Annotated in this window: 23 protein-coding genes and 1 tRNA gene; 12 read left to right on the top strand and 12 right to left on the bottom strand. The window is 54.9% G+C overall.

The window, feature by feature from the left end; genetic code table 11:
• Nucleotides 1-7: 7 nt before the first annotated feature.
• The 4 genes from secD to queA form a co-directional block, all read right to left on the bottom strand.
• Nucleotides 8-1,876: a protein translocase subunit SecD gene (secD, locus tag B3729_RS06700; protein ID WP_286787456.1), complete on the bottom strand. Its 1,869-nt coding sequence runs from the start codon at nt 1,874-1,876 to the stop codon at nt 8-10.
• A 63-nt stretch (nt 1,877-1,939) separates the two neighbouring features.
• Complete coding sequence (gene yajC / locus B3729_RS06695; protein WP_010795334.1) at nt 1,940-2,278, bottom strand: preprotein translocase subunit YajC; 339 nt, start codon at nt 2,276-2,278, stop codon at nt 1,940-1,942.
• A 30-nt stretch (nt 2,279-2,308) separates the two neighbouring features.
• Nucleotides 2,309-3,427 (bottom strand): tRNA guanosine(34) transglycosylase Tgt, encoded by a 1,119-nt coding sequence (gene tgt / locus B3729_RS06690; RefSeq protein ID WP_037030442.1) that lies wholly within the window; start codon nt 3,425-3,427, stop codon nt 2,309-2,311.
• 10 nt (nt 3,428-3,437) lie between these two features.
• Nucleotides 3,438-4,481, bottom strand: a complete 1,044-nt coding sequence (gene queA, locus B3729_RS06685) for a tRNA preQ1(34) S-adenosylmethionine ribosyltransferase-isomerase QueA (RefSeq protein WP_286787455.1) — start codon at nt 4,479-4,481, stop codon at nt 3,438-3,440.
• Nucleotides 4,482-4,584: 103 nt separating this feature from the next.
• On the opposite strand from queA, the gene B3729_RS06680 reads away from it, so the two are divergent.
• From B3729_RS06680 to B3729_RS06660, 5 genes are all read left to right on the top strand, one after another.
• Nucleotides 4,585-4,671, top strand: a tRNA-Leu gene (locus B3729_RS06680).
• A 346-nt stretch (nt 4,672-5,017) separates the two neighbouring features.
• Nucleotides 5,018-5,281, top strand: a complete 264-nt coding sequence (locus B3729_RS06675) for a hypothetical protein (RefSeq protein ID WP_286787454.1) — start codon at nt 5,018-5,020, stop codon at nt 5,279-5,281.
• A gap of 157 nt (nt 5,282-5,438) precedes the next feature.
• The gene (locus B3729_RS06670; RefSeq protein ID WP_010795338.1) at nt 5,439-5,681 is read left to right on the top strand and encodes a hypothetical protein; all 243 of its coding nucleotides are present in this window, start codon (nt 5,439-5,441) and stop codon (nt 5,679-5,681) included.
• Between the two features lie 56 nt (nt 5,682-5,737).
• A complete protein-coding gene (locus tag B3729_RS06665) occupies nt 5,738-6,658 on the top strand; it encodes a bestrophin family protein (RefSeq protein ID WP_019364187.1) in 921 nt (306 codons plus the stop codon).
• Between the two features lie 79 nt (nt 6,659-6,737).
• Complete coding sequence (locus B3729_RS06660; protein WP_286787453.1) at nt 6,738-7,217, top strand: RDD family protein; 480 nt, start codon at nt 6,738-6,740, stop codon at nt 7,215-7,217.
• Nucleotides 7,218-7,267: 50 nt separating this feature from the next.
• On the opposite strand, the gene lptG is transcribed toward B3729_RS06660, so the two are convergent.
• Nucleotides 7,268-8,329 (bottom strand): LPS export ABC transporter permease LptG, encoded by a 1,062-nt coding sequence (gene lptG / locus B3729_RS06655; RefSeq protein WP_010795341.1) that lies wholly within the window; start codon nt 8,327-8,329, stop codon nt 7,268-7,270.
• Nucleotides 8,322-9,434 (bottom strand): LPS export ABC transporter permease LptF, encoded by a 1,113-nt coding sequence (gene lptF, locus B3729_RS06650; protein ID WP_286787452.1) that lies wholly within the window; start codon nt 9,432-9,434, stop codon nt 8,322-8,324. The genes lptG and lptF overlap by 8 nt, the downstream gene beginning before the upstream one ends.
• A gap of 156 nt (nt 9,435-9,590) precedes the next feature.
• Here lptF and B3729_RS06645 point away from each other — a divergent pair, with 156 nt between their 5' ends.
• From B3729_RS06645 to yejK, 7 genes are all read left to right on the top strand, one after another.
• Entirely contained in the window at nt 9,591-11,090 is a 1,500-nt protein-coding gene (locus tag B3729_RS06645; protein WP_286787451.1) for a leucyl aminopeptidase, read from the top strand.
• A 69-nt stretch (nt 11,091-11,159) separates the two neighbouring features.
• Nucleotides 11,160-11,588, top strand: a complete 429-nt coding sequence (locus B3729_RS06640; protein ID WP_286787450.1) for a DNA polymerase III subunit chi — start codon at nt 11,160-11,162, stop codon at nt 11,586-11,588.
• Between the two features lie 5 nt (nt 11,589-11,593).
• Nucleotides 11,594-11,962 carry a hypothetical protein gene (locus B3729_RS06635; RefSeq protein WP_010795345.1) on the top strand — a complete coding sequence of 123 codons (369 nt, stop codon included), beginning with the start codon at nt 11,594-11,596 and terminating at the stop codon, nt 11,960-11,962.
• Between the two features lie 94 nt (nt 11,963-12,056).
• Complete coding sequence (locus B3729_RS06630) at nt 12,057-14,888, top strand: valine--tRNA ligase (RefSeq protein ID WP_286787449.1); 2,832 nt, start codon at nt 12,057-12,059, stop codon at nt 14,886-14,888.
• Nucleotides 14,889-14,962: 74 nt separating this feature from the next.
• Nucleotides 14,963-15,259: a winged helix-turn-helix domain-containing protein gene (locus tag B3729_RS06625; RefSeq protein ID WP_010795347.1), complete on the top strand. Its 297-nt coding sequence runs from the start codon at nt 14,963-14,965 to the stop codon at nt 15,257-15,259.
• A 16-nt stretch (nt 15,260-15,275) separates the two neighbouring features.
• A complete protein-coding gene (gene rlmF / locus B3729_RS06620; RefSeq protein ID WP_286787448.1) occupies nt 15,276-16,265 on the top strand; it encodes a 23S rRNA (adenine(1618)-N(6))-methyltransferase RlmF in 990 nt (329 codons plus the stop codon).
• Between the two features lie 84 nt (nt 16,266-16,349).
• Entirely contained in the window at nt 16,350-17,357 is a 1,008-nt protein-coding gene (yejK, locus tag B3729_RS06615) for a nucleoid-associated protein YejK (RefSeq protein ID WP_286787447.1), read from the top strand.
• A 43-nt stretch (nt 17,358-17,400) separates the two neighbouring features.
• On the opposite strand, the gene B3729_RS06610 is transcribed toward yejK, so the two are convergent.
• From B3729_RS06610 to B3729_RS06585, 6 genes are all read right to left on the bottom strand, one after another.
• Nucleotides 17,401-18,336, bottom strand: a complete 936-nt coding sequence (locus B3729_RS06610; protein WP_286787446.1) for a glutathione S-transferase family protein — start codon at nt 18,334-18,336, stop codon at nt 17,401-17,403.
• Between the two features lie 53 nt (nt 18,337-18,389).
• Complete coding sequence (locus B3729_RS06605) at nt 18,390-18,656, bottom strand: GIY-YIG nuclease family protein (protein ID WP_286787696.1); 267 nt, start codon at nt 18,654-18,656, stop codon at nt 18,390-18,392.
• A gap of 132 nt (nt 18,657-18,788) precedes the next feature.
• Nucleotides 18,789-19,556, bottom strand: a complete 768-nt coding sequence (locus B3729_RS06600) for an amino acid ABC transporter ATP-binding protein (protein ID WP_010795352.1) — start codon at nt 19,554-19,556, stop codon at nt 18,789-18,791.
• Nucleotides 19,557-19,569: 13 nt separating this feature from the next.
• Entirely contained in the window at nt 19,570-20,667 is a 1,098-nt protein-coding gene (locus B3729_RS06595) for an amino acid ABC transporter permease (protein WP_286787445.1), read from the bottom strand.
• A gap of 9 nt (nt 20,668-20,676) precedes the next feature.
• Complete coding sequence (locus B3729_RS06590; RefSeq protein ID WP_286787444.1) at nt 20,677-21,852, bottom strand: amino acid ABC transporter permease; 1,176 nt, start codon at nt 21,850-21,852, stop codon at nt 20,677-20,679.
• Between the two features lie 71 nt (nt 21,853-21,923).
• Nucleotides 21,924-22,952, bottom strand: coding sequence for an amino acid ABC transporter substrate-binding protein (locus B3729_RS06585; protein WP_074824850.1), 1,029 nt, complete (start codon nt 22,950-22,952; stop codon nt 21,924-21,926).
• Nucleotides 22,953-23,197: the final 245 nt, after the last annotated feature.

Below are 23,197 nucleotides of genomic sequence, written 5' to 3'. Positions count from 1 at the left end.
CAGCTCCTCAAATCCACAGCTTCTTGATGTTACGGCCGCCAAAGCTCAGGTTGACCATTGCACGAGTCACCATGATGGCTGTGAACATGGAGGTGAAAATACCGAGCGACATTGTGACAGCGAAGCCCTTGACCGGGCCGGTGCCCATTGCAAACAGGATCGCGCCGACGAGAAGCGTAGTCAGGTTGGCATCGACAATCGCACTGAACGCCCTGCTGAAACCTTCATGAATTGCTCGCTGTACGTGCATACCATTCGCCAGTTCTTCGCGGATACGCGAGAAGATCAATACGTTGGCATCAACCGCCATACCCATTGTCAGAACGATACCGGCAATACCTGGCAGCGTAAGCGTTGCATTAAGGACAGACATCAACCCGATCAAAAGAACCATGTTGAAGCCCAGCGCCACTGTCGCGATCACACCAAAGACGCGGTAGATCACGATAATAAACAGGGAGACAAAAGCCATTCCCCAGAGCGCAGCATTAAGGCCCTTGGCAATATTATCTGCACCAAGGCTTGGACCCAGCGTTCGCTCCTCAGCGAAATACATGGGCGCGGCAAGACCACCAGCACGCAACAGCAGCGCAAGTTCGGAGGCTTCACCAGAACCATTCAGCCCTGTAATACGGAAACTGTTGCCCAGCGCTGACTGGATGGTAGCCAGACTGATAATACGGCGATCTTCCTGGAAGCTTGGTACAGCGACATCCTTTTCAACACCATTAACGGTCTGACGCTCGTAGCGAGTCACCGGCTTCTGCTCAATGAACACAACGGCCATGCTGCGTCCAATGTTTCCACGCGTAGCACGACTCATCAGGTCACCACCGTGACCATCCAGTTTGATGTTCACTTGCGGGCGACCATTTTCATCAAAGCTTGCAGAAGCGTCTGTAACCTGATCACCCGTGATGATTACACTGCGTTCCAGCGGAACGGATTGACGACCGGCATCACGGAACTCAAAGCTTTCTGTAGCACTGCGCGGAGTGTCTTGCGTTGCTGCCAGACGGAACTCCAGGTTTGCCGTCTTGCCGAGAATACGCTTCGCTTCTGCAGTGTCCTGTACGCCAGGCAACTCTACTACAATACGGTTGGCGCCCTGGCGCTGAACAAGCGGCTCGGCCACACCCAGCTCGTTCACACGGTTACGAACAGTAGTAAGGTTCTGTTTGATGGAATATTCACGAATCTCCGTCAGCTTCGCCTGAGACAGTTCAAGGCGTAGCACCTGAAGATTGTCACGCGCTTCATTTGTCAGAACGAAGTCGTTGTAATTCTTTCGGATCAGATCGGACGCTTGTTCCAGTGCTTGCGCATCAGCAAAGCCCAGCTGAATGACATTGCCCTGCTGGGGAAGACTGCGGTACCGAACTCTCTCGCGACGAAGCAGTGTCTTCACTTCGCTGTCGTACACCTTCATACGCGCATCGACAGCCTTGTCCATGTCAACGGATAGCAGGAAATGCACGCCACCCGACAGGTCAAGACCCAACTTCATTGGACTTGCGCCAAGCTTGCGCAGCCATTCGGGCGTAGTCGGGGCCAGGTTAAGCGCAACGACATAGTCATCACCCAAGGTCTTGCGCACTACGTCCTGAGCCGGCAATTGATCATCTGCCTTACTCAACCGAATGAGCCCACGCTTACCGTCACTGGCAAGATCGACAGCCTTTACGCTGATATTGGTGTCGGCCAGCGCCTTGGTAATGTTATCCAATTCCGCCTGACTCACCGTCAGCTCCGTGCTTGAGCTGCTGATTTGAATAGCAGGATCATCGGGGTAGAGATTGGGCGCGGAATAAATGAAGCCGACCACCAGCACTGCCAGGATCAGCAGGTATTTCCATAAGGGATATTTATTGAGCATGACACCGCCCGGATTAAGAAACGAGGCGCCTTGCGCGCCCCGTGCATATACCTAGAGGTAGGATTAGATTGCTTTCAACGTGCCCTTGGGCAACGTAGCGGCAATCGCACCTTTCTGGAACTTGAGTTCGACAGTATCGGATACTTCGATAACCACGAAATCATCCGTCACCTTTACTACACGTCCAGCGATACCACCGGACGTTACCACTTCGTCACCCTTCTGCAGATTGCCCAGCAGGTTCTTGTGCTCCTTGGCACGCTTGGCCTGCGGACGCCAGATCAGAAAGTAAAAAATGACCACGAAACCGATCAGGAAAATGAATTGAATATATTCACCACCTGGTGCGGCAGCCGCCGGAGCAGTCTCCTGGGCATAGGCAGCGGGGATCAGAAAGCTCATTGCAATAACTCCTGTTGCAAAGTCTGGAAATCAATCTGCCAACGGCGGGGTAGGCAAGCCGCGGCGCGCATAGAAGGAATCGACGAAGTCGGCCAATTTACCCTGTTGAATAGCATCACGTAAACCAGACATCAGCCGTTGATAGTGACGCAGGTTATGGATTGTATTCAGCATGCTGCCTAGCATTTCGCCGCATTTATCCAAGTGATGCAGATAAGCACGGGAAAAGTTGCGGCAGGTATAGCAGTCGCAGGTCGGATCCAAGGGTGAATCGTCATGCCGGTGGACAGCATTACGAATCTTGAGAACGCCGGTATCAATGAATAAGTGCCCATTACGTGCGTTACGTGTAGGCATTACACAATCAAACATGTCGACGCCACGCCGCACACCTTCGACCAGATCTTCCGGCTTTCCAACACCCATGAGGTAACGAGGTTTGTCAGCAGGCAGATGCGGCGGAAGAAAGTCCAGAACCCTGATCATTTCTTCCTTCGGCTCTCCCACTGAAAGCCCGCCGATGGCGTAACCATCGAAACCGATGTTTTCCAGCCCCTCCAGCGAACGCAGACGTAGCTCCTCATGCATTCCGCCCTGGACAATGCCGAATAACGCCGAAGGGCTATCACCATGGGCAATACGTGAACGCTTGGCCCAGCGCAGCGACAGCTCCATGGAGCGCTTGGCTGTATCGAAGTCGGCAGGATACGGCGTGCACTCATCAAAGATCATGACGATGTCCGATCCCAGCGCTCGCTGAACGGCCATGGACTCTTCCGGCCCCATGAAGACCTTGGCACCATCGACTGGCGACGCAAAGTAGACGCCCTCCTCCTTGATCTTGCGCAGCGCCCCCAGGCTGAATACCTGAAAGCCGCCAGAATCCGTAAGGATAGGGCCCTTCCATTGCATGAAGTCATGCAGATCGCCGTGACGACCAATGACTTCGACCCCAGGCCTCAGCCAGAGGTGGAATGTATTCCCCAGGATGATATGTGCCCCAATCGCCTCAATGTCCCGTGGCAACATGCCTTTGACGGTGCCGTATGTGCCAACCGGCATGAACGCAGGGGTTTCGACTACGCCGCGAGGAAAGCTCAGTCGGCCTCGACGGGCCCGGCCTTCGGTCGCCAGCAACTCAAACTTCATGAAGCTCATTTCAGGACTCTGGCCCTTTGGCGTTTGGGTTACGGGTAATGAACATGGCATCACCATAACTAAAGAAACGGTAGTTTTGCTCAACGGCAGCGGCGTAGGCGGCCATTGTCTCAGGATAACCTGCAAAAGCCGAAACCAGCATCAGCAACGTCGACTCGGGCAGGTGAAAGTTGGTCACCAGCGCATCGACAACGTGAAAAGGCTTGCCAGGATAAAGGAAGATATCCGTATCGCCACTAAAAGCCTTGAGTTGACCGTCTCGCGCAGCGCTTTCCAAGGAGCGGACACTGGTCGTGCCCACTGCAATGACGCGCCCGCCACGGCCCTTGCAGCGCTCGACGGCATCGACGACCGCCTGACTGACCTGCAACCACTCTCGATGCATATGATGATCTTCGATGCGATCGACCCGAACGGGCTGGAACGTACCGGCCCCCACATGCAACGTCACGAATTCGGTTTCGATACCTTTTTCGCGAATGGCTTGCAGCATGGCTTCGTCAAAATGCAGCCCTGCCGTCGGTGCAGCCACAGCCCCTGCATTGCGGGCATAAACGGTCTGATACCGTTCACGATCCTCTTCATCGTCCGGGCGATCAATGTAGGGCGGCAGCGGCATGCGCCCTACCCGCTCCAGAAGCCCCAGCACAGGCTCTGCAAAGCGCAGCTCAAACAGCGCATCATGCCGCGCCAGCATCTCCGCCTCTCCGCCACCCTCGACATGGATGACTGCACCCGGCTTGGGAGACTTGCTGGAACGCACATGAGCCAAGACCCTGAATTCATCCAGGACACGCTCGACAAGTATTTCAAGCTTTCCGCCACTGGCTTTTTGCCCAAACAATCGCGCAGGAATAACCCGCGTATCGTTGAAGATCATGAGATCCTCTGGACGCAGATAGTCCAGCAGGTCGGAAAACTGCTGATGATTGATCGCTCCAGAAGGTCCGTCCAGCACCAGCAGCCGGCTTGCGCGGCGCTCGGATAGCGGATGACGTGCTATGAGCGATTCAGGTAGTTCAAAATAAAAATCGGAAACTTGCATGCAGGCTCATCTCGAAAGGTCGCACAGCTTACCGGAAGAGATGAAATAAGACCATTTAAAGCGTTGACTCGAAACAATCTCATCCCTATACTGCGCCGCCATTGCCTCGGTGGCGGAATCGGTAGACGCGGCGGATTCAAAATCCGTTTCTGGCGACAGAGTGAGAGTTCGAGTCTCTCCCGAGGCACCATACAAAGTTTTCAGGACTTTCCAGCAAGTCCTGAAACATCAGAAGAACCGGCCCTAGAGCCGGTTTTTTTGTGTCTCTCTATCCTGCCCTCTTCTGGCTCTCCCAAGTAATAACTACTTCCTTGGTATAAAGCGCCTCAGGCGTGCCTTGGAGTAGATCATTACAAGCCAACGCGAAAGATTCATCCTCCCGATCTCTCTATGCATCGTTCTGCACCGTTTAACGCAGGCTTGAGCGGTCTTCCTGCCTCACCTCTTTACCCAACCTTTACCTGCCTTGACGTCACGCGACAGCCGTACGGTGCTTTATAGCAGCGAGGCAAAAGCTCTTGCTGAAGGAGGTACGTATGCCAGGTCGAATATTGAAGGTAACCTTACTCATCGGCTGCCTTATCAGTGCAGGTGAAGCCGCGGCTTTTGAGCGTGAGCGGGTTTATGGGCCGCCGCCTCACCATGAGAATTACAAAGCCCCTATTACTTACCGTCAGCTTCAAAGGCTGCACTACCATAGGCTCCACGCAAGACACTATTACGCTCCGCCGCCACGTCATCGTGCCCATTATCAAAGCCTGCGCCGACGTATTACAGGCCCGCTTTCCAATGGTGATTAAAAGCCAGTTGACGCTTTGTCTTTAAAGTCTCGTCTTGCACGAGGCCTTTTAATAGTGCATGAACGCCAGGCACACTCCTCCAAGCCTCTTCCGCCAAACGGCGAGAACTCAGGGACCGGAAGTCATGTCATTCTGATACATCTGAGGGGATATGGATATGAAGAACCTGCTGGCCGCATTAGTCAGTCAACTCGCTTGCGAAGGCAAGGTGGAATGCCTGGAAAGAGATGAGAATTTCGCCAGAGTCATTGTCACGACACCCCACGGCATCATTGTCGAGAGGGATCTACACGCCACCCAGCTTCATCATGCCGTTCTGCTCAAGGCTGTCGCCGATGAGATAAAAGAAGAAATTCAGGAACGAACCCTGCGTCTTTATGGTGATATTTCCGAATGCTAGCGGCACTCGGCTGACGCCCACTTCCCACCGTTTGGTATTTGAGCATAAGGGTTAGCATGATCGTACGCCCTCAGACCCCATCGCTATGGGTGCTGCTGTTTTCTCTGAAAGGCTCCATTATTCCCGCCATTTGGAAGCGAGTGCTCTACACGGTGCTGCTAAGCTCCTTTGTCGTAGCCACGCATGGCACCCTCTACCACTACAAGGTTATTTTGACAGCTACGCCTTTTACACTTTGGGGACTGACGCTGGCGATATTCTTGGGCTTTCGTAATAGCGTGGCCTACCAGCGCTTTTGGGAAGCGCGGACCCTGTGGGGAGAATTGCTCATCGTCTCTCGCAACCTAGTGCGGCAAACGTTGAGTTTTTTTCCTGGAATGACTGTTGAAGAGCGACGCTCCATAGCTCTTCAACTGACCGCATTCAGCCATGCGCTTCGCGACCACTTGAGAAACGATGACCCAACGCCCGACCTGAAGCGCCTTCTGACACAGAACGACTGCGCCCGGGCGCTGGCAGCCGCCAATCGGCCTAATGTGATACTGGGTCTTATTGGACAGAACATCAGTCAGTTGATGCGGCAACACAACTCCAGCGAAATTCTTCTTAGCTCTGTAGATCAACAGATCAGTCGCCTCTCCTATGTGCTGGGAGGCTGTGAACGCATCAGAAATACACCTATCCCCTATCCCTATATTCTGATGCTGCATCGCACCGTACACATTTACTGTTTTCTACTACCGTTCTGCCTGGTGGATAGCATTGGCTGGTTTACCCCACTTGCTGTTTGCGTACTGGCGTATACCTTTTTTGGACTGGATGCCCTGGGAGATCAGATAGCGGACCCTTTCGATAAGATGCCAAACGACCTGCCACTCAATGCCATGTGCAGAGGTCTGGAAATCTCCCTGCTTGAACTGCTGGATGAACGAGACCTCCCGCCCCCTCTACACCCTCAGGACGGTTTATTGCTGTAAGCCTTTCGAGGAAAGACAGGCTTGCCATGCTAACTACCAAGTGTTGCAGTAGAACGCTTATTACGAACAGCAACGCCTCATGCCACGAACCCTATCCCTGCCTACCAGAAAATACCCATCCGCCGGTCTTGCCAGGCGACTAGCTGCAAGCCTCTATGACAGCATTCTGCTTGTTGCCTTGATAATGGTGGCTACATTGGGTTATTTCGGCGGGTTGGCGGCCTGGATGGGAGGTTCCCGCCTCAAGGCAATGGCCGAACAAGGGGAGCTGATAGGCGACCCTATATTGAGCATCCTGATTGTATTGGTCAGCTTTGCTTACTTTGCGGGCTACTGGATACATAACGGCCAAACGCTCGGCATGCAGGCCTGGAAGATCCGAATACAAAATACCGACGGCACAAGGATTAGTCTGCCTCAAGCCGCCCTGCGCTTCGCCGCCGCTCTTTTCTCGTATCTCTGCCTAGGGGTAGGCCTTTTATGGATACTCGTCGATACACGCAGGCGAAGCTGGTCTGATCTGGCTTCCAAGAGCCAAACCATACATATCTTGGAGTAGGACACAAAAAAGGCCGAACAGATGAATGTTCAGCCTTTTTCGTGAGGACATCAGCCCGCTTTACGCAATAACCATATGCCTGCCAATGCACAGACTCCTGCAGGCACCAGGACCGCCAATATGGGTGAGAATCCAAATACCAGACTGGAGGGCCCCAACAGGTCCTGAGCAATACGGAATACGAATCCTACTACCACACCGGTAAAAATACGCTGACCCAATGTTACCGAGCGCAGCGGGCCGAAGATGAATGAAATGGCCATTAATACAAGTGCCGCTGTCACCAGCGGCTGGAATACCTTGCCCCAGAACGCCAGCCAGTAAGAGGCATTATTAAGCCCCTGATCCGCCAGGTAATGGATGTACCACCACAAACCAGAAATGGACAAAGCATCGGGCTCCATCACAACGGTGTCGAGTATTTGTGGTGTCAGTTCGATGTCCCAATTTTCTGTTGGAGCTGTTATGACTTCGGTGTGACGATCACGGAAGTGGGTCGTGGAGATCGTTTGCAGCTCCCAATGGTCGCCTCGGTACTCGGCACGCTTGGCAAAGCTTGCCGACAGCAAATGGCGCTGCTCATCAAACTGATAACGTGTAATACCAAACAGAACACCGTTGGGCTGCACCGCATTGATATGAACGTACTCACGTCCCTGACGATGCCACAGGCCATGCTTGGAACTCTGGGCATCACCGCCGCCCTGCGCCATTGCACGGTTGCTCTGAGCAATGTTTTCCGACCAGGGAGCGACATATTCACCAATAAGCACGCCTGCAAGCATGATCAGCAGCATAGGCTTCATGACAGCCCAGACAATTCGAGCCAGCGAGACACCAGCGGCTCGCATGATGATCAGCTCGCTGCTACTGGCCAGCGAGCCCAGGCCAATCAGACAGCCTATCAGCGCTGCCATGGGCAGGAGCTCATAAGCCCGCCGCGGGCCAGTCAACAGTACATACGTAAGCGCCTGCAGGGCGCCGTAGTTATCATCGAAATCCCCTAGCTGATCGATATAGGCAAACAGCAAGGCCAATCCAAGAATAACGCCAAGAACAGCCAGAATACTGACTAGAACCGAGCGACCTATATAACGATCGAGTTTACTCATGACCTTTCTCCGTAGCACGGCGGCGCATGGACAGGCGCAACGGCTCCCAGAAGGCCAGCAGCAAACCTAACGCAAGAAACAACAGATGAACCGGCCAAAGACCGATGGCAGGCGGAAGCTTGCCCTTATCGAGCGAGCCACGGGCGGCAATCAGCAGGGAAAGGTAGGCCATATAAAGCAGGATGGCGGGCAGTAGTTTAAGGAAGCGTCCCTGACGTGGATTGACACGCGATAACGGCACGGCAATCAGCGTCACGATGAAAACCAGCACCGGAATGGAAAGACGCCACTGCAGCTCGGCCTTCTGACGGATGTCATCGCTGGACATCAGGGCACGTGTCGGAATCGCTTCGCGCGCACCTACATCCGTACTGACTTCAGGCTTAGGAAGCAACACTCCGTAGGTATCGTATTGAAGCGCACGATAGTCCGCCTGACCTGGGGTACCGTCATACCGGAAACCATTTTCCAGAATCAGGTAACGACTGCCATCGGAATGGATTTCCTGGTGGCCCTTATCGGCGATCAGCACACCAATGCCCCGATCAGACCCGGCCTTGGCTTCATTCTTTTCAGAAATAAAGACGCCCGAGAGCTGGGTACGATCATTGCTGAGCGCTTCGGTATAGGTCACCCGCGAGCCATCACGCAGCGACTGGAAGCGACCGGGCGCCAGGGTATCGAACTCGGTCAGCGCATCCTGCTGATTCAAGATCTCACCCACACGCTGAACGCCCATAGGGGTCAGCGACAGACTCAACCAGGCAACAACAAACGCAATGAGTGTTGCCGGTGCCATCGTATAGGCCAGGAGGCGTTGCTGACTCATTCCGGTAGCGGAAAGGACCGTCATCTCACTTTCCAGGTACAGACGGCCATAGGAGAGCAGAATCCCCAAAAATAGACCAAGCGGCAGAATCAGCTCTAGGAAACCGGGAATCCGGTATCCCATGATCATCATCAAGGCGCCAGGATCCAGGATACCCTGCGCAGCTTGAGCCAGATATTTAATGAAGCGACCACTCATGATGATCACCAGCAAAACGGCGCTTACCGCGCCCATGGTGGTGAGAACTTCACGTGCTAGATAACGAAAGACGATCAAACAAGGCTCTCCAGGGTTGTCAGGCTCAGGCGCGTACGCTCAAACTAGCCGCCGTTGCTAAACCGACCCGCGCAAGGCAGCCCGCAGGGCGGCCCCGGCGAAAATAGCTGGCATTATCCTGCAAACCTACTCGTTTGTCTTGGGGAGCTTCTCGTAATGGAATTTCTCGTTAAAAGTGCAAGTCCGGAAACACTGAAAACAGCCACACTGGTTCTTGCTGTTGGTGAACATGGTTATATGGACGCTTCGGCGGCCACGGTCGATACCGCTACCGGTGGCGCCCTGAGCGCTGCAGTCAAGCGCGGTGATCTGGCAGGCAAACCGGGGCAGACGCTGCTGCTGACCGGCCTTACCGGTCTGAAAGCCGAGCGCGTTTTGCTGGTGGGCACTGGAAATACTGAAGAAGGCCTGGGCGATCGCGCATATCGCAAAGTGGTCAGCGCAGCATTAGGCGTACTCAAAGGTTTGGGCGGTACTGATGCTGCCTTCTTCCTCGGCGATGTCAACGTCAAGCAGCGTGACAGCTATGCGAAGGCTCGCCTGCTGGCTGAAACGCTGGCGGATGGCCTGTATGTTTTCGATCGTTTCAAGAGCAAGAAAACCGAGCCTCGTGCTCTGAAGAAAATCATTCTGGCAGGCAGCAAGGCCGCTCAAGTTGATATGGAGCGAGGCCTTGCCCACGCCCAGGCCATTGCTGCAGGCGTTGCCTATGCCAAGGATTTTGGCAACCTGCCACCAAACATCTGTAACCCCGCCTACATTGCGGACGAAGCCAAAGCACTTGGCAAGCAGTACAAGGAAACCGGCCTCAAAGTCGATGTACTGGACGAAAAGAAGATGCGCGAGCTGGGCATGGGTTCGTTTCTCGCCGTGGCACAAGGCAGCGAGCAACCGCCCCGCCTGGTAGTGCTTCAATACAAGGGTGCTGCAAAAGACACAGCCCCCCATGTTCTGGTCGGCAAAGGCATTACGTTCGATACCGGCGGCATCAGCATCAAGCCCAGCCAGGGCATGGATGAGATGAAATACGACATGTGTGGTGCTGCCAGCGTACTGGGTACATTCCGTGCCGCGCTCGAGCTCAAGCTCCCAATCAACCTGGTAGGCCTGTTGGCTTGCGCCGAAAACATGCCTAGTGGAACGGCGACCCGCCCTGGCGACATCGTCACAACCATGAGCGGTCAGACGGTGGAAATCCTCAACACAGACGCTGAAGGCCGTCTGGTGCTGTGCGATACACTAACCTATGCCGAGCGCTTTAAGCCCCAGTCCGTGATCGATATCGCTACACTGACCGGCGCCTGCGTCACAGCCCTGGGGTCGGTTGTCTCTGGCCTGCTAGGTAACGATGACAACCTGATCCAGCAGATCAAAGCCGCCGGCGATGCGGCTGATGACCGCGTATGGCAGTTGCCTCTGCATGATGAGTATCAAGAGCAACTCGACAGTCCCTTCGCTGATATCGCAAACATTGGTGGCCCTAAAGCAGGCACCATTACGGCAGCGTGCTTCCTGTCGCGCTTTGCCAAGAACTACAAATGGGCTCACCTGGATATCGCTGGCACCGCCTGGATCAGTGGTGGCAAGGACAAGGCCTCTACCGGCCGCCCCGTCCCATTGCTTATGCAGTATCTGCTAGACCGCAGCCAAGGCTGAATCGGTGCAGCGCGATAGGGTTCGCTTCCCTATCGCGCCGCTGCTGCCAGCCATACTCCGGAGCCAGACATGACCCGTGTCGACTTCTATGTTCTTCCCAGCGACGACCCTGACGCCCGACTGACGTTTGCATGCCGCCTCGCCGAAAAAGCGTGGAGACAGCAGATGCAGACGTATATCCATTGCGCTGACGAAGCCCAACGCAGTCAGCTGGACGAACGGCTTTGGGACTTCCGTCCCGACAGCTTCCTGCCTCACGATTTTGCCGAGGACAAGCCGGATAGCCCAGTCCTGCTGGGTATTGACACCCAACAGGAGCGAACCGGCGAAATGTTGATCAACCTGGATACTCGTATTCCTGCTTTTTTTGCCGGCTTCAGCAGAATTGCCGAACTGGTCATCGAAGAGGCTTCAATACGCAAAGCGGCTCGTGAGAATTTCCGCTTTTACCGAGAGCGCGGCTATGCTTTACAAGACCATCGTCTGTCGCGAGTCTGACAATCATGGACAAAGACCTCCCGCCTCGCCCGGCACATCTCATGAATGATCTGGAATCGATCCGCCAGCTACTGGATAAACACGACCTTCCCATGCTTACCGACCGGCTGGACCAGGATGGTATTCCTGTACTGTCCGATGTAGTCGTACCCTCTATTGAACGGCTAAGCGCTATTCCTCCGCTGCTTGATCAGATCGAGCCGGAGCGCGTTTCTCGACAGGATGAGGAATCCCTGGAGGAGCTACTTCGCCAGGAAGCGCGCCTCATACTCCAGGAGGTCATTGCCGAATTCGCACCTAAAGTTGAAGCCGAACTGCAAAAACGCCTGGATGCCCGCCTCGATGAACTGATCAGGCAGCGCGAGCAGGTCTGATTACAAGACGGTCAGTGTTGCGATCAATCGCACCTGACCGTTATCCCCGTTATACTCAAAGGCTTTCCCTCTTCAGACGCCTTTGCCAACGTACATGGACAAGACTTACCAGCCACACGACATCGAAACCTCTTGGTACCAGACCTGGGAATCCAAGGGATACTTCGCGCCTCAGGGCTCCGGCGAGCCCTATACCATTATGATTCCGCCGCCCAACGTCACCGGCAGCCTGCACATGGGCCATGGCTTTAACAATGCCATCATGGACGCCCTGATCCGCTTCCGCCGCATGCAGGGCCGCAATACCCTGTGGCAGCCCGGCACGGACCACGCAGGCATTGCCACCCAGATGGTGGTGGAGCGCCAATTGAGTGCGCAGGGCGTCAGCCGTCATGATCTGGGTCGCGAGAAGTTTCTAGAGAAAGTCTGGGAATGGAAAAACGAGTCTGGCGGCAACATCACTCGCCAGATTCGTCGCCTGGGCTCTTCCGTAGACTGGTCACGCGAACGCTTCACGATGGATGACGGTCTGTCTGAAGCAGTCAAGGAGGCCTTTGTCCGTCTACACGAGGACGGCCTGATTTATCGCGGCAAGCGCCTGGTCAACTGGGATACCAAGCTGCATACGGCTATCTCCGATCTGGAAGTCGAGAACCATGATGAGAAAGGCTCATTGTGGAACCTGCGCTATCCCCTGGCTGATGGTGCCAAGACGGCAGAGGGCAAGGATTACCTGATCGTTGCCACGACCCGCCCGGAAACCATGTTGGGCGACTCCGCCGTAGCGGTACATCCTGAAGATGAGCGCTACAAGGCACTGATCGGCAAATTCATCGAGCTGCCGCTGGTAGGCCGTCGCATCCCGATCGTGGGCGACGATTATTGTGATCCAGAATTTGGCACAGGTTGCGTCAAAATCACCCCTGCTCACGACTTCAATGACTATGAGGTCGGCAAGCGCCATAACCTGCCCCTGATCAATATTTTCGATAAAAACGCAGCGGTACTCGCCACCGCACAAGTATTCAACCTGGATGGCAGCGTAAACACTGAAGTCGACGCAGGGATTCCGTCCGCATACGCGGGCCTGGATCGTTTCGAAGCCCGCAAGCAGATCGTAGCGGCCTTTGACTCTGCCGGTCTTCTAGAGAAAATTGAAGACCATGCGCTGAAAGTACCCAAGGGCGATCGCTCCGGCACTGTTATTGAGCCTTGGCTGACCGATCAATGGTACGTCTCCACCAAGCCTCTGGCTGAAAAAGCCATTGAGGTCGTGGAAAACGGCTCTATTCAGTTCGTACCCAAACAGTACGAGAACATGTACTTTTCCTGGATGCGTGATATTCAGGATTGGTGCATCAGCCGTCAGCTCTGGTGGGGCCACCGTATTCCGGCGTGGTATGACGAGGCTGGCAACGTCTACGTTGGTCGCGATGAAGCGGAAGTCCGCAGCAAGCACAATCTGGGCGAGATCGCGCTGCGCCAGGACGACGACGTTCTCGACACCTGGTTCAGTTCGGGTCTGTGGACATTCTCTACCCTTGGTTGGCCGGAACAGACCGAATTTTTAAAGACGTTCCACCCCACCGACGTTCTGGTAACCGGTTTTGACATCATCTTCTTCTGGGTCGCCCGGATGATCATGCTGTCTACTCACCTGACTGGGCAGATTCCGTTCAAAACCGTCTACGTTCACGGTCTTGTACGCGACGGTCAGGGCCAGAAGATGTCCAAATCCAAGGGCAACGTGCTTGACCCGCTGGATATCGTCGATGGCATTGATCTGGAGAGCCTGCTGCAGAAGCGCACCAGCGGCATGATGCAGCCAAAGCTGGCGGAAAAGATTGCCAAGCAGACCCGTGCTGAATTCCCGGAAGGCATTGCCAGCTACGGTACTGATGCCCTGCGTTTCACATTCTGCTCCCTGGCCTCCACCGGCCGCGATATCAAATTCGATATGGGCCGTGTCGAAGGCTTCCGCAATTTCTGCAACAAGATCTGGAATGCGGCCAACTTCGTGCTGGAAAACACCGAAGGCAAGGACTGTGGCGTCAATGACGAACCGGTCGAATTGTCTTCTGTGGATTGCTGGATCATCTCTCAACTGCAGCGTACAGAAGCTGAAGTGACTCGCCAGCTAGAACAGTTCCGCTTCGACCTGGCTACTCAGGCACTCTATGAATTCATCTGGGATGAATACTGCGCTTGGTATCTGGAGCTAGTGAAGCCGGTATTGTGGGATGAGAATGCCTCTATCGAACGTCAGCGTGGTACGCGTCGCACGCTAGTACGTGTGCTGGAAGTTGCGCTGCGTCTGGCACATCCGTTCATGCCCTTCATTACGGAGGAAATCTGGCACCGTATCGCGCCGCTGGCCGGCCAACAGGGCGAAACCCTCATGCTGCAGACTTGGCCCATTGCCAATGAGGCCCGTATCGATAGCGCAGCTGAGGGTGATATCGAGTGGATCAAGGCGCTGATGCTAGGAGTGCGTCAGATTCGTGGTGAGATGAACATCTCCATGGCCAAGCGCATCGACATTCTGCTCAAGCATGCCAGCGCTGAAGATCAGCGACGCATGAGCGAAAACGAGCCCCTGCTCAAGAAGCTGGCCAAGTTCGAGTCGATCCGCATTCTGGCTGCCGATGAAGAGGCACCGCTTTCTGCTACAGCGCTTGTTGGCGAGATGGAAGTGTTGGTACCGATGGCAGGTCTGATCGACAAGGCTGCTGAACTGGGTCGTCTGGATAAGGAAATCCAGCGTCTGGAAGGCGAGGTAAAGCGCGTCGGAGGCAAGCTGAACAACGCCGGCTTCGTGGACAAGGCGCCAGCCGAGGTGATTGCCAAAGAACGCGCCAAGCTGGCCGAAGCCGAGCAGGCGCTCGCCAAGCTGGCCGAACAGCGTGGACGAATCGCCAGCCTGTAACGGTTGAATGCCACCATAGGCCCGCTTAGGCGGGCCTTTTGATTTGTTATCGATGGATGCTCAAGGATTGGACAATGGACGTAAGCAAAACCAAGACAAGCTTCTACCGCCGCCTGTACGTCGCCTGGCTGGTCGACTCTGGAGTCGCAACGAGTGTACCGGCCCTGATGGAAGCGACAGGCATGCCCAGACGTACTGCACAGGACACCCTTTCGGCGTTGAGCGATCTGGATATCGACTGTGCATTTGAGCAGACCGAAGGCGCTCGCAACCATGCAGGACATTATGTCATCCGTGATTGGGGCGCTATCGATAAGCGCTGGATCCGCTCCAACCTCCCCACCATAAAAGCCCTGCTGGGCTACCCCTAATCGTTCGAGCCTTTTCATGACTCAGCCACCCAAGCGCCCCGCTGCCCCCAACCTGAATAAAGGGGTTCTGCATCCCCGCAACCGTCACCAGGGGCGCTATGATTTTGCCAAGATGATTAAGGCCTGCCCTGAACTGGCGCCCTTCGTCATCATCAACCCCTACGGCAAGCAAAGCATCGACTTTGCCGATCCTACCGCTGTCAAAGTCTTCAATCGCGCCCTGCTCCGGCAATATTATGGAATTGCCCACTGGGACATCCCGGAAGGCTATTTATGCCCCCCTATTCCAGGCCGCGCCGATTATGTTCATTCCTTGGCAGACCTGCTGACTGAACGTAATGAGGGTATTGTTCCTCGTGGCGCTATGATCAAGGCGCTGGATATAGGGGTTGGCGCCAACTGCATCTATCCGCTGATTGGCCATCACGAGTACGGCTGGCATTTCGTTGGGGCCGATATCGACGCAACGGCGCTGGCCTCCGCCAAGACCATCCTGCAAGGCAATCAGCTGACCAAGGCTATATCGTTACGGCAGCAGACCGAGCCGAACCGCACGTTTCGAAACATCATCGCCCCAGATGATCGTTTCGATATAACTCTCTGCAATCCGCCCTTTCACACCTCTCTGGAAGAAGCGCGCAGCGGCAGTCAGCGCAAGTGGAAAAACCTTGGCAAACTGGACCCGAAGCGCAAATTGCCCGTACTCAACTTCGGCGGTCAGGGCGCTGAGCTATGGTGCAAGGGCGGTGAAGCCCGCTTTGTACGCACCTTGGCAGAAGACAGTGCCTGCTATGGTCCGCAGGTGTTCTGGTTTAGTACTCTGGTGTCCAAGGTCTCTAATGTCGACAGTCTGGTGGCTGCTCTAAAGCAGGTCCATGCGGTAGATATCCGTACGATCGACATGTCCCAAGGTCAGAAACGCAGCCGGCTGGTGGCCTGGACTTTTCTTTCACCGGATGCTCAAGACCAATGGCGCCGCACACGCTGGATCAAGAATGCCGATTAAGCCCGTCGCACGGGTGCGGTACACTATCAGGCCACATCTGATTTTCGCGGCAATGTCGCCTGCGCTTCATTGATAGAGAGTCCCATGCCCATTCGCCATGCTATCGTTCACCTGATCGACAAGAAACCCGACGGTCAGCCCGCTACGCTGCATGCCCGTGAAGCCGAGCTCGAGGCATCCCAGGCCATCGAAAACCTGATGGCCGATCTCAACGAAAGCTATAACGCCAAACCCAACAAGGCCTGGGGGCTGTTCCACGAGGAGTCTGGTGCCTATCCCTTCAGTGGCTGGCTCAATGAGTATCTGGACGGCGGCAAGAACTTTGTTGCATTCAGCCAGCAGGCCGTCGAGCACCTCAAGCAGCTTATGGAAGGCTCAAACCTTTCAACAGGCGGCCATGTTCTCCTTGCCCATTATCAGCAAGGCATGACGGATTACCTTGCCATTGCCCTGCTGCATCATAGTGAAGGCGTAACCGTAACCGACACCCTGGACGTAGCGCCCGCCAAACACCTGGACCTCGGGCAGCTTCATTTGGCGGCACGCATCAATATTTCCGAATGGCGTAATAACAAGCAGTCCAAGCAATACATCTCCTTTATCAAGGGCAAGGGCGGCAAGAAGGTCTCGGATTATTTTCGTGACTTCATTGGCTGCCAGGAAGGTGTCGATGCGCCCAGCGAGACGCGCACCCTGCTCAAGGCCTTTAGCGACTATGTAGAAAGCGAAGACCTGCCTGAGGAGAAAGCCAAGGAAAAAACCGACACCCTGGTCGACTATGCCAGCACCCAGGCCCGTATTGGCGAGCCCATTGCCCTGGATGAACTGTCGGAGCTGATGAGTGAAGAGCAGCCCAAGGCCTTCTATGATTACATCCGCAACAAGGACTACGGACTTGCGCCTGAAATCCCTGCAGACAAGCGCACCCTCAACCAATTCCGCCGCTTTACGGGGCGCGCCGAGGGACTATCCATCAGCTTCGAGGCTCACCTGCTTGGCTCCAAGGTAGAGTACGACGAGTCTCAGGACGTATTGATCATCCGACAAGTCCCTACCCAGCTAAAAGATCAGATCAAGCGCCGCAAGGACTGACCGCCAGGCAGAGTGACAGCCCTGATCGCTCTGCCTGTCAGCCTCATCGCGTTTCGATATTGAATCCTATCCTGGGAAAGTGAACATGGACAATGCCGGCACGCTCGTCCTCACGTCTTAGAATTACTTCCTCTGTCCCGGCATAGAGCAATTCACCTTCTACCTCCTCCAGTCCATAATCCTGAGCTGAAACCGCTACACGATCGCCTTGAGCAAGGCCCGCCGGCAAGAACATTTCCCCTTCTGGAATAGGGGCAGGATCGGAATCATACGCAATGCGTATGGCCTCCTCTGCGCTCAGGTCGGAATAAGTGCCATGACCGAATCCCAGCACTCGACCTAGCCAGGTGGATACTTCAGGATAAGTGTCCACCAGAGGCGCAGTCTGGCGAGCTGACTGCAAAAACCAGAGGCAATGCGCCAGCGAGAAATCTGCGATAGAGGGAGCATTGAAGAGGTATTCGCCACTGCTGCGCGCCAATTGCTCCTCAAGTCGTGCCATTAGGGTGGGCCAATGTTGGGCCGCCTGCCTTGCCGTAACCCGAGGTGCATTTCCCTTTTCAAAAAGCGCCTTACGGTCCGCCATGAACGCGTGAGCCTGCTCAGGCGGAACATTGGCCATGCGCTCGGCGATGACGTCGGGCTGGAAAATCAGTGCCACGGCGTGCTGGAACACTACACTATCGGCCCAGGCTGCAAAGGCGCGACAGGCAAACTCCTGGCCCTCTGGAAAGAGCGTGGGAGTGGCCTTAGCCTGCTCCAGGCGCTGCGCGATCAGCGCCGTATCACAATAGATATCCGCCCCGACCTGAAGCACAGGCGTCTTGCGATAGCCGCCGGTCAATGCGGTGAGATCCGGCTTTGGCATGACACGGGGAATAATGACGGAGCGCCAGGACAGCTGCTTGAATCCCATCAGCAGATGCACTTTCTCGGCAAAAGGAGAGGTCCAGTAGTGATGCAGGATGAGATCGGTCATGCGCACGTCCTCTTATTGGAGAAGCGCAGAGTAACCGCCCTCCCCCTTAAAGACTATCCTCCCTGAGCCACTATCATGGCTTCCTTGATGTTCTTTTTGAGTTTTTTAACGGCGCGTTCACGGCGAAGCGCTGCAGATTTGTCTACACACGGCTCCGTATAGACCAGTGCCTTGGCAGGACTTGAATGAAAAAAGCGAGCCCCCTTGCCTTGCTGGTGAGCCTTGAAACGGCGTTGAGGGTCATCGCTGATGCCGCAGTAGAGTGAGCCATTTTCAGCTCTGACCAGATAGACGAACCACGGCCGCAGCGGATGAGTCATGGTCAAGGATAAGGGTAAAGCGTCCACGTACAGCAAGCCATTCAACCAGAGAGCGTAGCTGTATTCTCCCGCTTGGCCCGATAAAAGGACAGCCTAATAAGAAAGGCGCCCTGAGGCGCCTTTCTTGATGGATCAGTGGAGGATCTGACCCAGGAAGAGCTTGGTACGCTCGTTTTGAGGATTATCGAAGAACTGATCCGGCGGGGCCTGCTCGACGATTTCACCCTTGTCCATGAAAATCACACGGTTTGCTACCGTTCGGGCAAAGCCCATTTCGTGAGTCACGCACAGCATGGTCATGCCATCCTGAGCAAGGCCGATCATGGTATCGAGCACCTCCTTTACCATTTCCGGGTCAAGCGCTGAGGTAGGCTCGTCAAACAGCATGATCTTGGGCTTCATGCACAACGCACGGGCAATGGCCACACGCTGTTGCTGACCACCGGAGAGCTGTCCTGGATACTTGTGAGCCTGATCTGGAATGCGTACGCGCTTCAGATAATGCATCGCGACTTCTTCGGCTTCCTTCTTGGGTAGCTTACGTACCCAGATAGGGGCCAGCGTACAGTTTTCCAGTACCGTCAGATGAGGGAATAGATTGAAATGCTGGAAGACCATCCCGACTTCACGGCGAATGGCCTCGATGTTTTTCAGGTCCCCATTGAGCTCTACATCATCAACGACAATATTGCCCTTCTGATGCTCTTCCAGGCGGTTGATACAGCGGATCGTGGTCGACTTGCCTGACCCTGACGGGCCGCAGAGCACGATACGCTCGCCCTGTCGGACCGTCAGGTTGATGTCCTTAAGCACGTGGAACTGACCGTACCATTTGTTCACGTCTTGCATCTGGATCATGATCTTGTCACCGATGCCCAGAGTCTTGGCATTTTCACTCATGCTGATTCGCTCCTTAGCGGCGATGGCCGGTGTCGAGACGGCGTTCCAGACGCTGACTGTACTGCGACATACCGAAACAGAAAGCCCAATAAATCAATGCGCCAAAGACATAGCCTTCGGTCGACATACCCAGCCAGGCTGGATCAACGGTAGCCTGGTGCAGGCTGTTCAAGAGATCGAACAGACCAATGATGATCACCAGACTGGTATCCTTGAACAGCGCGATAAACGTGTTCACGATTCCCGGGATCACCAGCTTCAATGCCTGAGGCAGTATGACCAGCCCCATGGCGCGCCAGTAGCCCAGTCCCATGGCTGACGCCGCTTCGTACTGCCCTTTCGGGATCGCCTGCAAACCACCACGCACGACTTCGGCAATGTAAGCTGACTGGAACAGGATGACGCCAATCAGTGCCCGCAATAGTTTGTCGAAGCTCATGCCTTCAGGCAGGAACAACGGCAGCATGACGGATGACATGAACAACACCGTGATCAGCGGAATGCCCCGCCAGAACTCGATAAAGGTCACGCACAACACGCGTACGGCCGGCATCTCCGAACGACGTCCCAATGCCAGGAATATACCCAGCGGCAGCGCACCGGCAATACCGACAGAGGCAATGACCAGTGTCAGCGTCAGGCCACCCCAACGGCTGGTGGGCACCGCGTCGAGACCCAGCACGCCGCCATGCAGCAATACCCAGGCAACAACGGGATAAACGATCAGGAAAACGATGCCATAAACTACCTTTCGGGGCATCGCCTTGATAAACAGCGGTGCAGCACCCAAAACCGCGAGCACCAGCGCCACATCCACACGCCAGCGCAGCTCCGGCGGGTAAAACCCGTACATGAACTGACCAAAGCGCATCTTGATGAATACCCAGCACGCGCCTCCTGGCGTACAGTCGGAGCGTTCGGTCCCGCTGAACGTTGCATCCAGGAAAGCCCATTTGATCATGGGCGGAACCAACAGCCAGACCAGATACAGAGCAAGTAACGTAAGCAGCGTGTTGTAAACGCTGGAAAACAGATTGGCCCGCATCCAGGCCCACGCACCGACCGAGCGATTCGGCGGCGGCAGATCAGGTTTGAACGTATGTGTAGTCATGATCGCCTCTTATCGCTCACGCAAAGCCATTCGCTTGTTGTACACGTTCATCAACAGCGAAATGCTCAGGCTGATAACCAGATAGACTGACATCGTGATGGCAATGGTCTCGATCGCCTGCCCGGTCTGGTTCAGTACCGTACCGGCAAACAGCGACACCATGTCCGGATAGCCAATACCGGCAGCCAATGATGAGTTCTTAGTCAGGTTAAGGTATTGGCTGGTCAGTGGCGGGATGATGACCCGCATGGACTGGGGAATGATGACCAGGCGTAGCGTCCGACTAGGCTTCAGCCCCAGGGAATTGGCTGCTTCGGTCTGCCCATGGCTCACCGACTGGATACCCGAACGAACCGTTTCAGCAATGAATGCTGCGGTATAAACGGAGAGTGCCACCAGCAAGGCGAACAGCTCAGGAATCACCACCCAGCCGCCCTGAAAGTTGAAGCCCTTGAGCTGCGGAACGATCCAATGGAACGGTGCACCAAATATCAGGGCTGCCAAACCTGGCAGAACGATCAGCAAAGCGATAATCGAGATCAGCAGCGGAAAGCCTCTTCCGGTCCTGTCACGCCGAACCTTTACCCAGCGCGCCAGGGCAATACTGGCCACAACAGCTAGCGCAATCGCCACCAGGAACGGTACGACACCTTCTGCCGACACGGGTGCTGGAACGTACAGTCCTCGGTTGTTCAAAAACAACGTGTCGAAGAAGCTGAGACTCTGTCGGGGTCCAGGCACCAGACGCAACACAGCGAAATACCAGAAGAATATCTGGAGCAGTGGCGGAATGTTGCGAAAGGTCTCGATATAGATCGCGGCGAGTTTACGTACCAGCCAGTTCGGCGAAAGACGAGCAATACCGATGATAAAGCCCAGCACAGTGGCCAGGATGATACCCAGGATGGATACCAGAAGCGTATTCGCCAGGCCGACCAGAAAGAGTCGGCCATAAGAATCCGATTCCTTGTAGTCGATCAGACTCTGGCTAACGCCAAAGCCTGCGCTATGCTCAAGAAAAGCAAAACCGGAGGTGATCCCCCGGTGTTCCAGGTTGGTTTGTGTGTTGTTGAATAAGTACCAGCCAAGTGCAGCGACCGCCACAATAGCCAGTATCTGAAACGCCCAGGCGCGAGCGCGCGGATCGTTGATCAACGACCCAGACGTGCCTATTGATTTAGACATGATGTTTTCCGAGATGCGATGAAACAAAACGCCGCGACCTGGCTATTAACCAGGCCGCGGCGATAGGCAAATCAGCGCACGGGAGGTGCGTACAGGATGCCGCCTTTGTTCCATTGAGCATTCAGGCCGCGCTTGATCTTGAGCGCGCTACCCATGCCGACGTTACGCTCGAAGACCTCGCCATAGTTACCAACCTGCTTGACAATCTGAACCGCCCAATCTTTGGGCAGCTTCAGGTCGTTACCAAAGTTGCCTTCGGCACCCAGCATACGAGCCACATCAGGATTCTTGGCGTTCTTGGCCATGTCTTCCACGTTGGCAGAGGTAATACCTAGTTCCTCAGCGCCGATCATGGCGAATAGCGACCATTTCGCAATGGCAAACCATTCATCATCACCTCGGCGTACAGCAGGACCGAGAGGCTCCTTGGAGATCACTTCTGGCAGAACCACGTAATCGTCCGGGTTGGCTAGCTTGATACGCTGGGCATAGAGTTGAGACTGATCGGACGTCAGTACGTCACAACGTCCGGCTTCAAGGGACTTGGCGCTTTCGTCAGAACGATCATAAGTGATCGGGGTGTACTTCATACCATTGGCACGGAAGTAGTCAGAAACGTTCAGTTCAGTCGTGGTACCCGCCTGAATGCAGATCGTTGCACCATCGAGTTCTTTAGCGCTGGAAACACCTAGCTTCTTATTGACCAAAAAACCAACGCCGTCGTAGTACGTTACGCCCGTGAAATTCATACCCATGCCAGCGTCCCGTGAACTGGTCCAGGTAGTATTACGGGAGAGAATATCGATTTCGCCAGACTGCAACGCCGTGAAGCGCTCCTTGGCAGTCAATGGTGAATAGCGGACTTTCTCGGCGTCACCGAATACGGCAGCAGCCACTGCCCGGCATACATCAACATCAAGACCTGCATACTTGCCACCCGCCTCTGCATAGGAGAAGCCAGGCAGACCATCACTGATACCGCACTGCACGAAGCCCTTTTTCTTCACGGCATCCAAGGTCGCACCTGCATGGGCGAAGCCACTGACACCCAATACAGCCGCAGTGGTCAGAATCGCCAGGGTGGATTTCACCATTTTCATCGATAACCTCCAGTTGTTATAAAAGTCAGCATCCGGTCCCGCTTGCCCTTTAGGGCTTGTACGCAGCCATGAGAGCAACGTATACATCGCAAGAACCATCGAGGAATTGAGAGGTTCAACCCCTTCGCTCTCGGCTCGCTGCTGGAAATATTTGTTTTTATTTGCTTGACCGAGTGGCCTTTAATACACCAGACAACATGACAACGTTGTGTTACCTGTCGGTGCATCAAAAAGCACACATTGCA

Origin of the sequence: Pseudomonas sp. UBA3149 (assembly GCF_002364655.1) — a bacterium.
Lineage (GTDB): Bacteria > Pseudomonadota > Gammaproteobacteria > Pseudomonadales > Pseudomonadaceae > Chryseomonas > Chryseomonas luteola.
Note: the sequence above shows the minus strand (reverse complement) of the source record. Positions and strands in the feature narration are given on the sequence as shown.

Excerpts from the sequence above, each read along its gene's own strand:
- B3729_RS06670 (WP_010795338.1), top strand. The coding sequence starts at position 5,439 with ATGAAGAACCTGCTGGCCGCATTAGTCAGTCAACTCGCTTGCGAAGGC.
- B3729_RS06625 (WP_010795347.1), top strand. The coding sequence starts at position 14,963 with ATGGACGTAAGCAAAACCAAGACAAGCTTCTACCGCCGCCTGTACGTC.
- B3729_RS06610 (WP_286787446.1), bottom strand. The coding sequence starts at position 18,336 with ATGACCGATCTCATCCTGCATCACTACTGGACCTCTCCTTTTGCCGAG.
- B3729_RS06665 (WP_019364187.1), top strand. The coding sequence starts at position 5,738 with ATGATCGTACGCCCTCAGACCCCATCGCTATGGGTGCTGCTGTTTTCT.
- B3729_RS06595 (WP_286787445.1), bottom strand. The coding sequence starts at position 20,667 with ATGACTACACATACGTTCAAACCTGATCTGCCGCCGCCGAATCGCTCG.
- rlmF (WP_286787448.1), top strand. The coding sequence starts at position 15,276 with ATGACTCAGCCACCCAAGCGCCCCGCTGCCCCCAACCTGAATAAAGGG.
- queA (WP_286787455.1), bottom strand. The coding sequence starts at position 4,481 with ATGCAAGTTTCCGATTTTTATTTTGAACTACCTGAATCGCTCATAGCA.
- B3729_RS06585 (WP_074824850.1), bottom strand. The coding sequence starts at position 22,952 with ATGAAAATGGTGAAATCCACCCTGGCGATTCTGACCACTGCGGCTGTA.
- B3729_RS06630 (WP_286787449.1), top strand. The coding sequence starts at position 12,057 with ATGGACAAGACTTACCAGCCACACGACATCGAAACCTCTTGGTACCAG.
- B3729_RS06645 (WP_286787451.1), top strand. The coding sequence starts at position 9,591 with ATGGAATTTCTCGTTAAAAGTGCAAGTCCGGAAACACTGAAAACAGCC.
- tgt (WP_037030442.1), bottom strand. The coding sequence starts at position 3,427 with ATGAAGTTTGAGTTGCTGGCGACCGAAGGCCGGGCCCGTCGAGGCCGA.
- B3729_RS06675 (WP_286787454.1), top strand. The coding sequence starts at position 5,018 with ATGCCAGGTCGAATATTGAAGGTAACCTTACTCATCGGCTGCCTTATC.
- B3729_RS06635 (WP_010795345.1), top strand. The coding sequence starts at position 11,594 with ATGGACAAAGACCTCCCGCCTCGCCCGGCACATCTCATGAATGATCTG.
- B3729_RS06590 (WP_286787444.1), bottom strand. The coding sequence starts at position 21,852 with ATGTCTAAATCAATAGGCACGTCTGGGTCGTTGATCAACGATCCGCGC.
- B3729_RS06640 (WP_286787450.1), top strand. The coding sequence starts at position 11,160 with ATGACCCGTGTCGACTTCTATGTTCTTCCCAGCGACGACCCTGACGCC.
- secD (WP_286787456.1), bottom strand. The coding sequence starts at position 1,876 with ATGCTCAATAAATATCCCTTATGGAAATACCTGCTGATCCTGGCAGTG.
- B3729_RS06605 (WP_286787696.1), bottom strand. The coding sequence starts at position 18,656 with ATGACTCATCCGCTGCGGCCGTGGTTCGTCTATCTGGTCAGAGCTGAA.
- yejK (WP_286787447.1), top strand. The coding sequence starts at position 16,350 with ATGCCCATTCGCCATGCTATCGTTCACCTGATCGACAAGAAACCCGAC.
- yajC (WP_010795334.1), bottom strand. The coding sequence starts at position 2,278 with ATGAGCTTTCTGATCCCCGCTGCCTATGCCCAGGAGACTGCTCCGGCG.
- B3729_RS06600 (WP_010795352.1), bottom strand. The coding sequence starts at position 19,556 with ATGAGTGAAAATGCCAAGACTCTGGGCATCGGTGACAAGATCATGATC.
- B3729_RS06660 (WP_286787453.1), top strand. The coding sequence starts at position 6,738 with ATGCCACGAACCCTATCCCTGCCTACCAGAAAATACCCATCCGCCGGT.
- lptG (WP_010795341.1), bottom strand. The coding sequence starts at position 8,329 with ATGAGTAAACTCGATCGTTATATAGGTCGCTCGGTTCTAGTCAGTATT.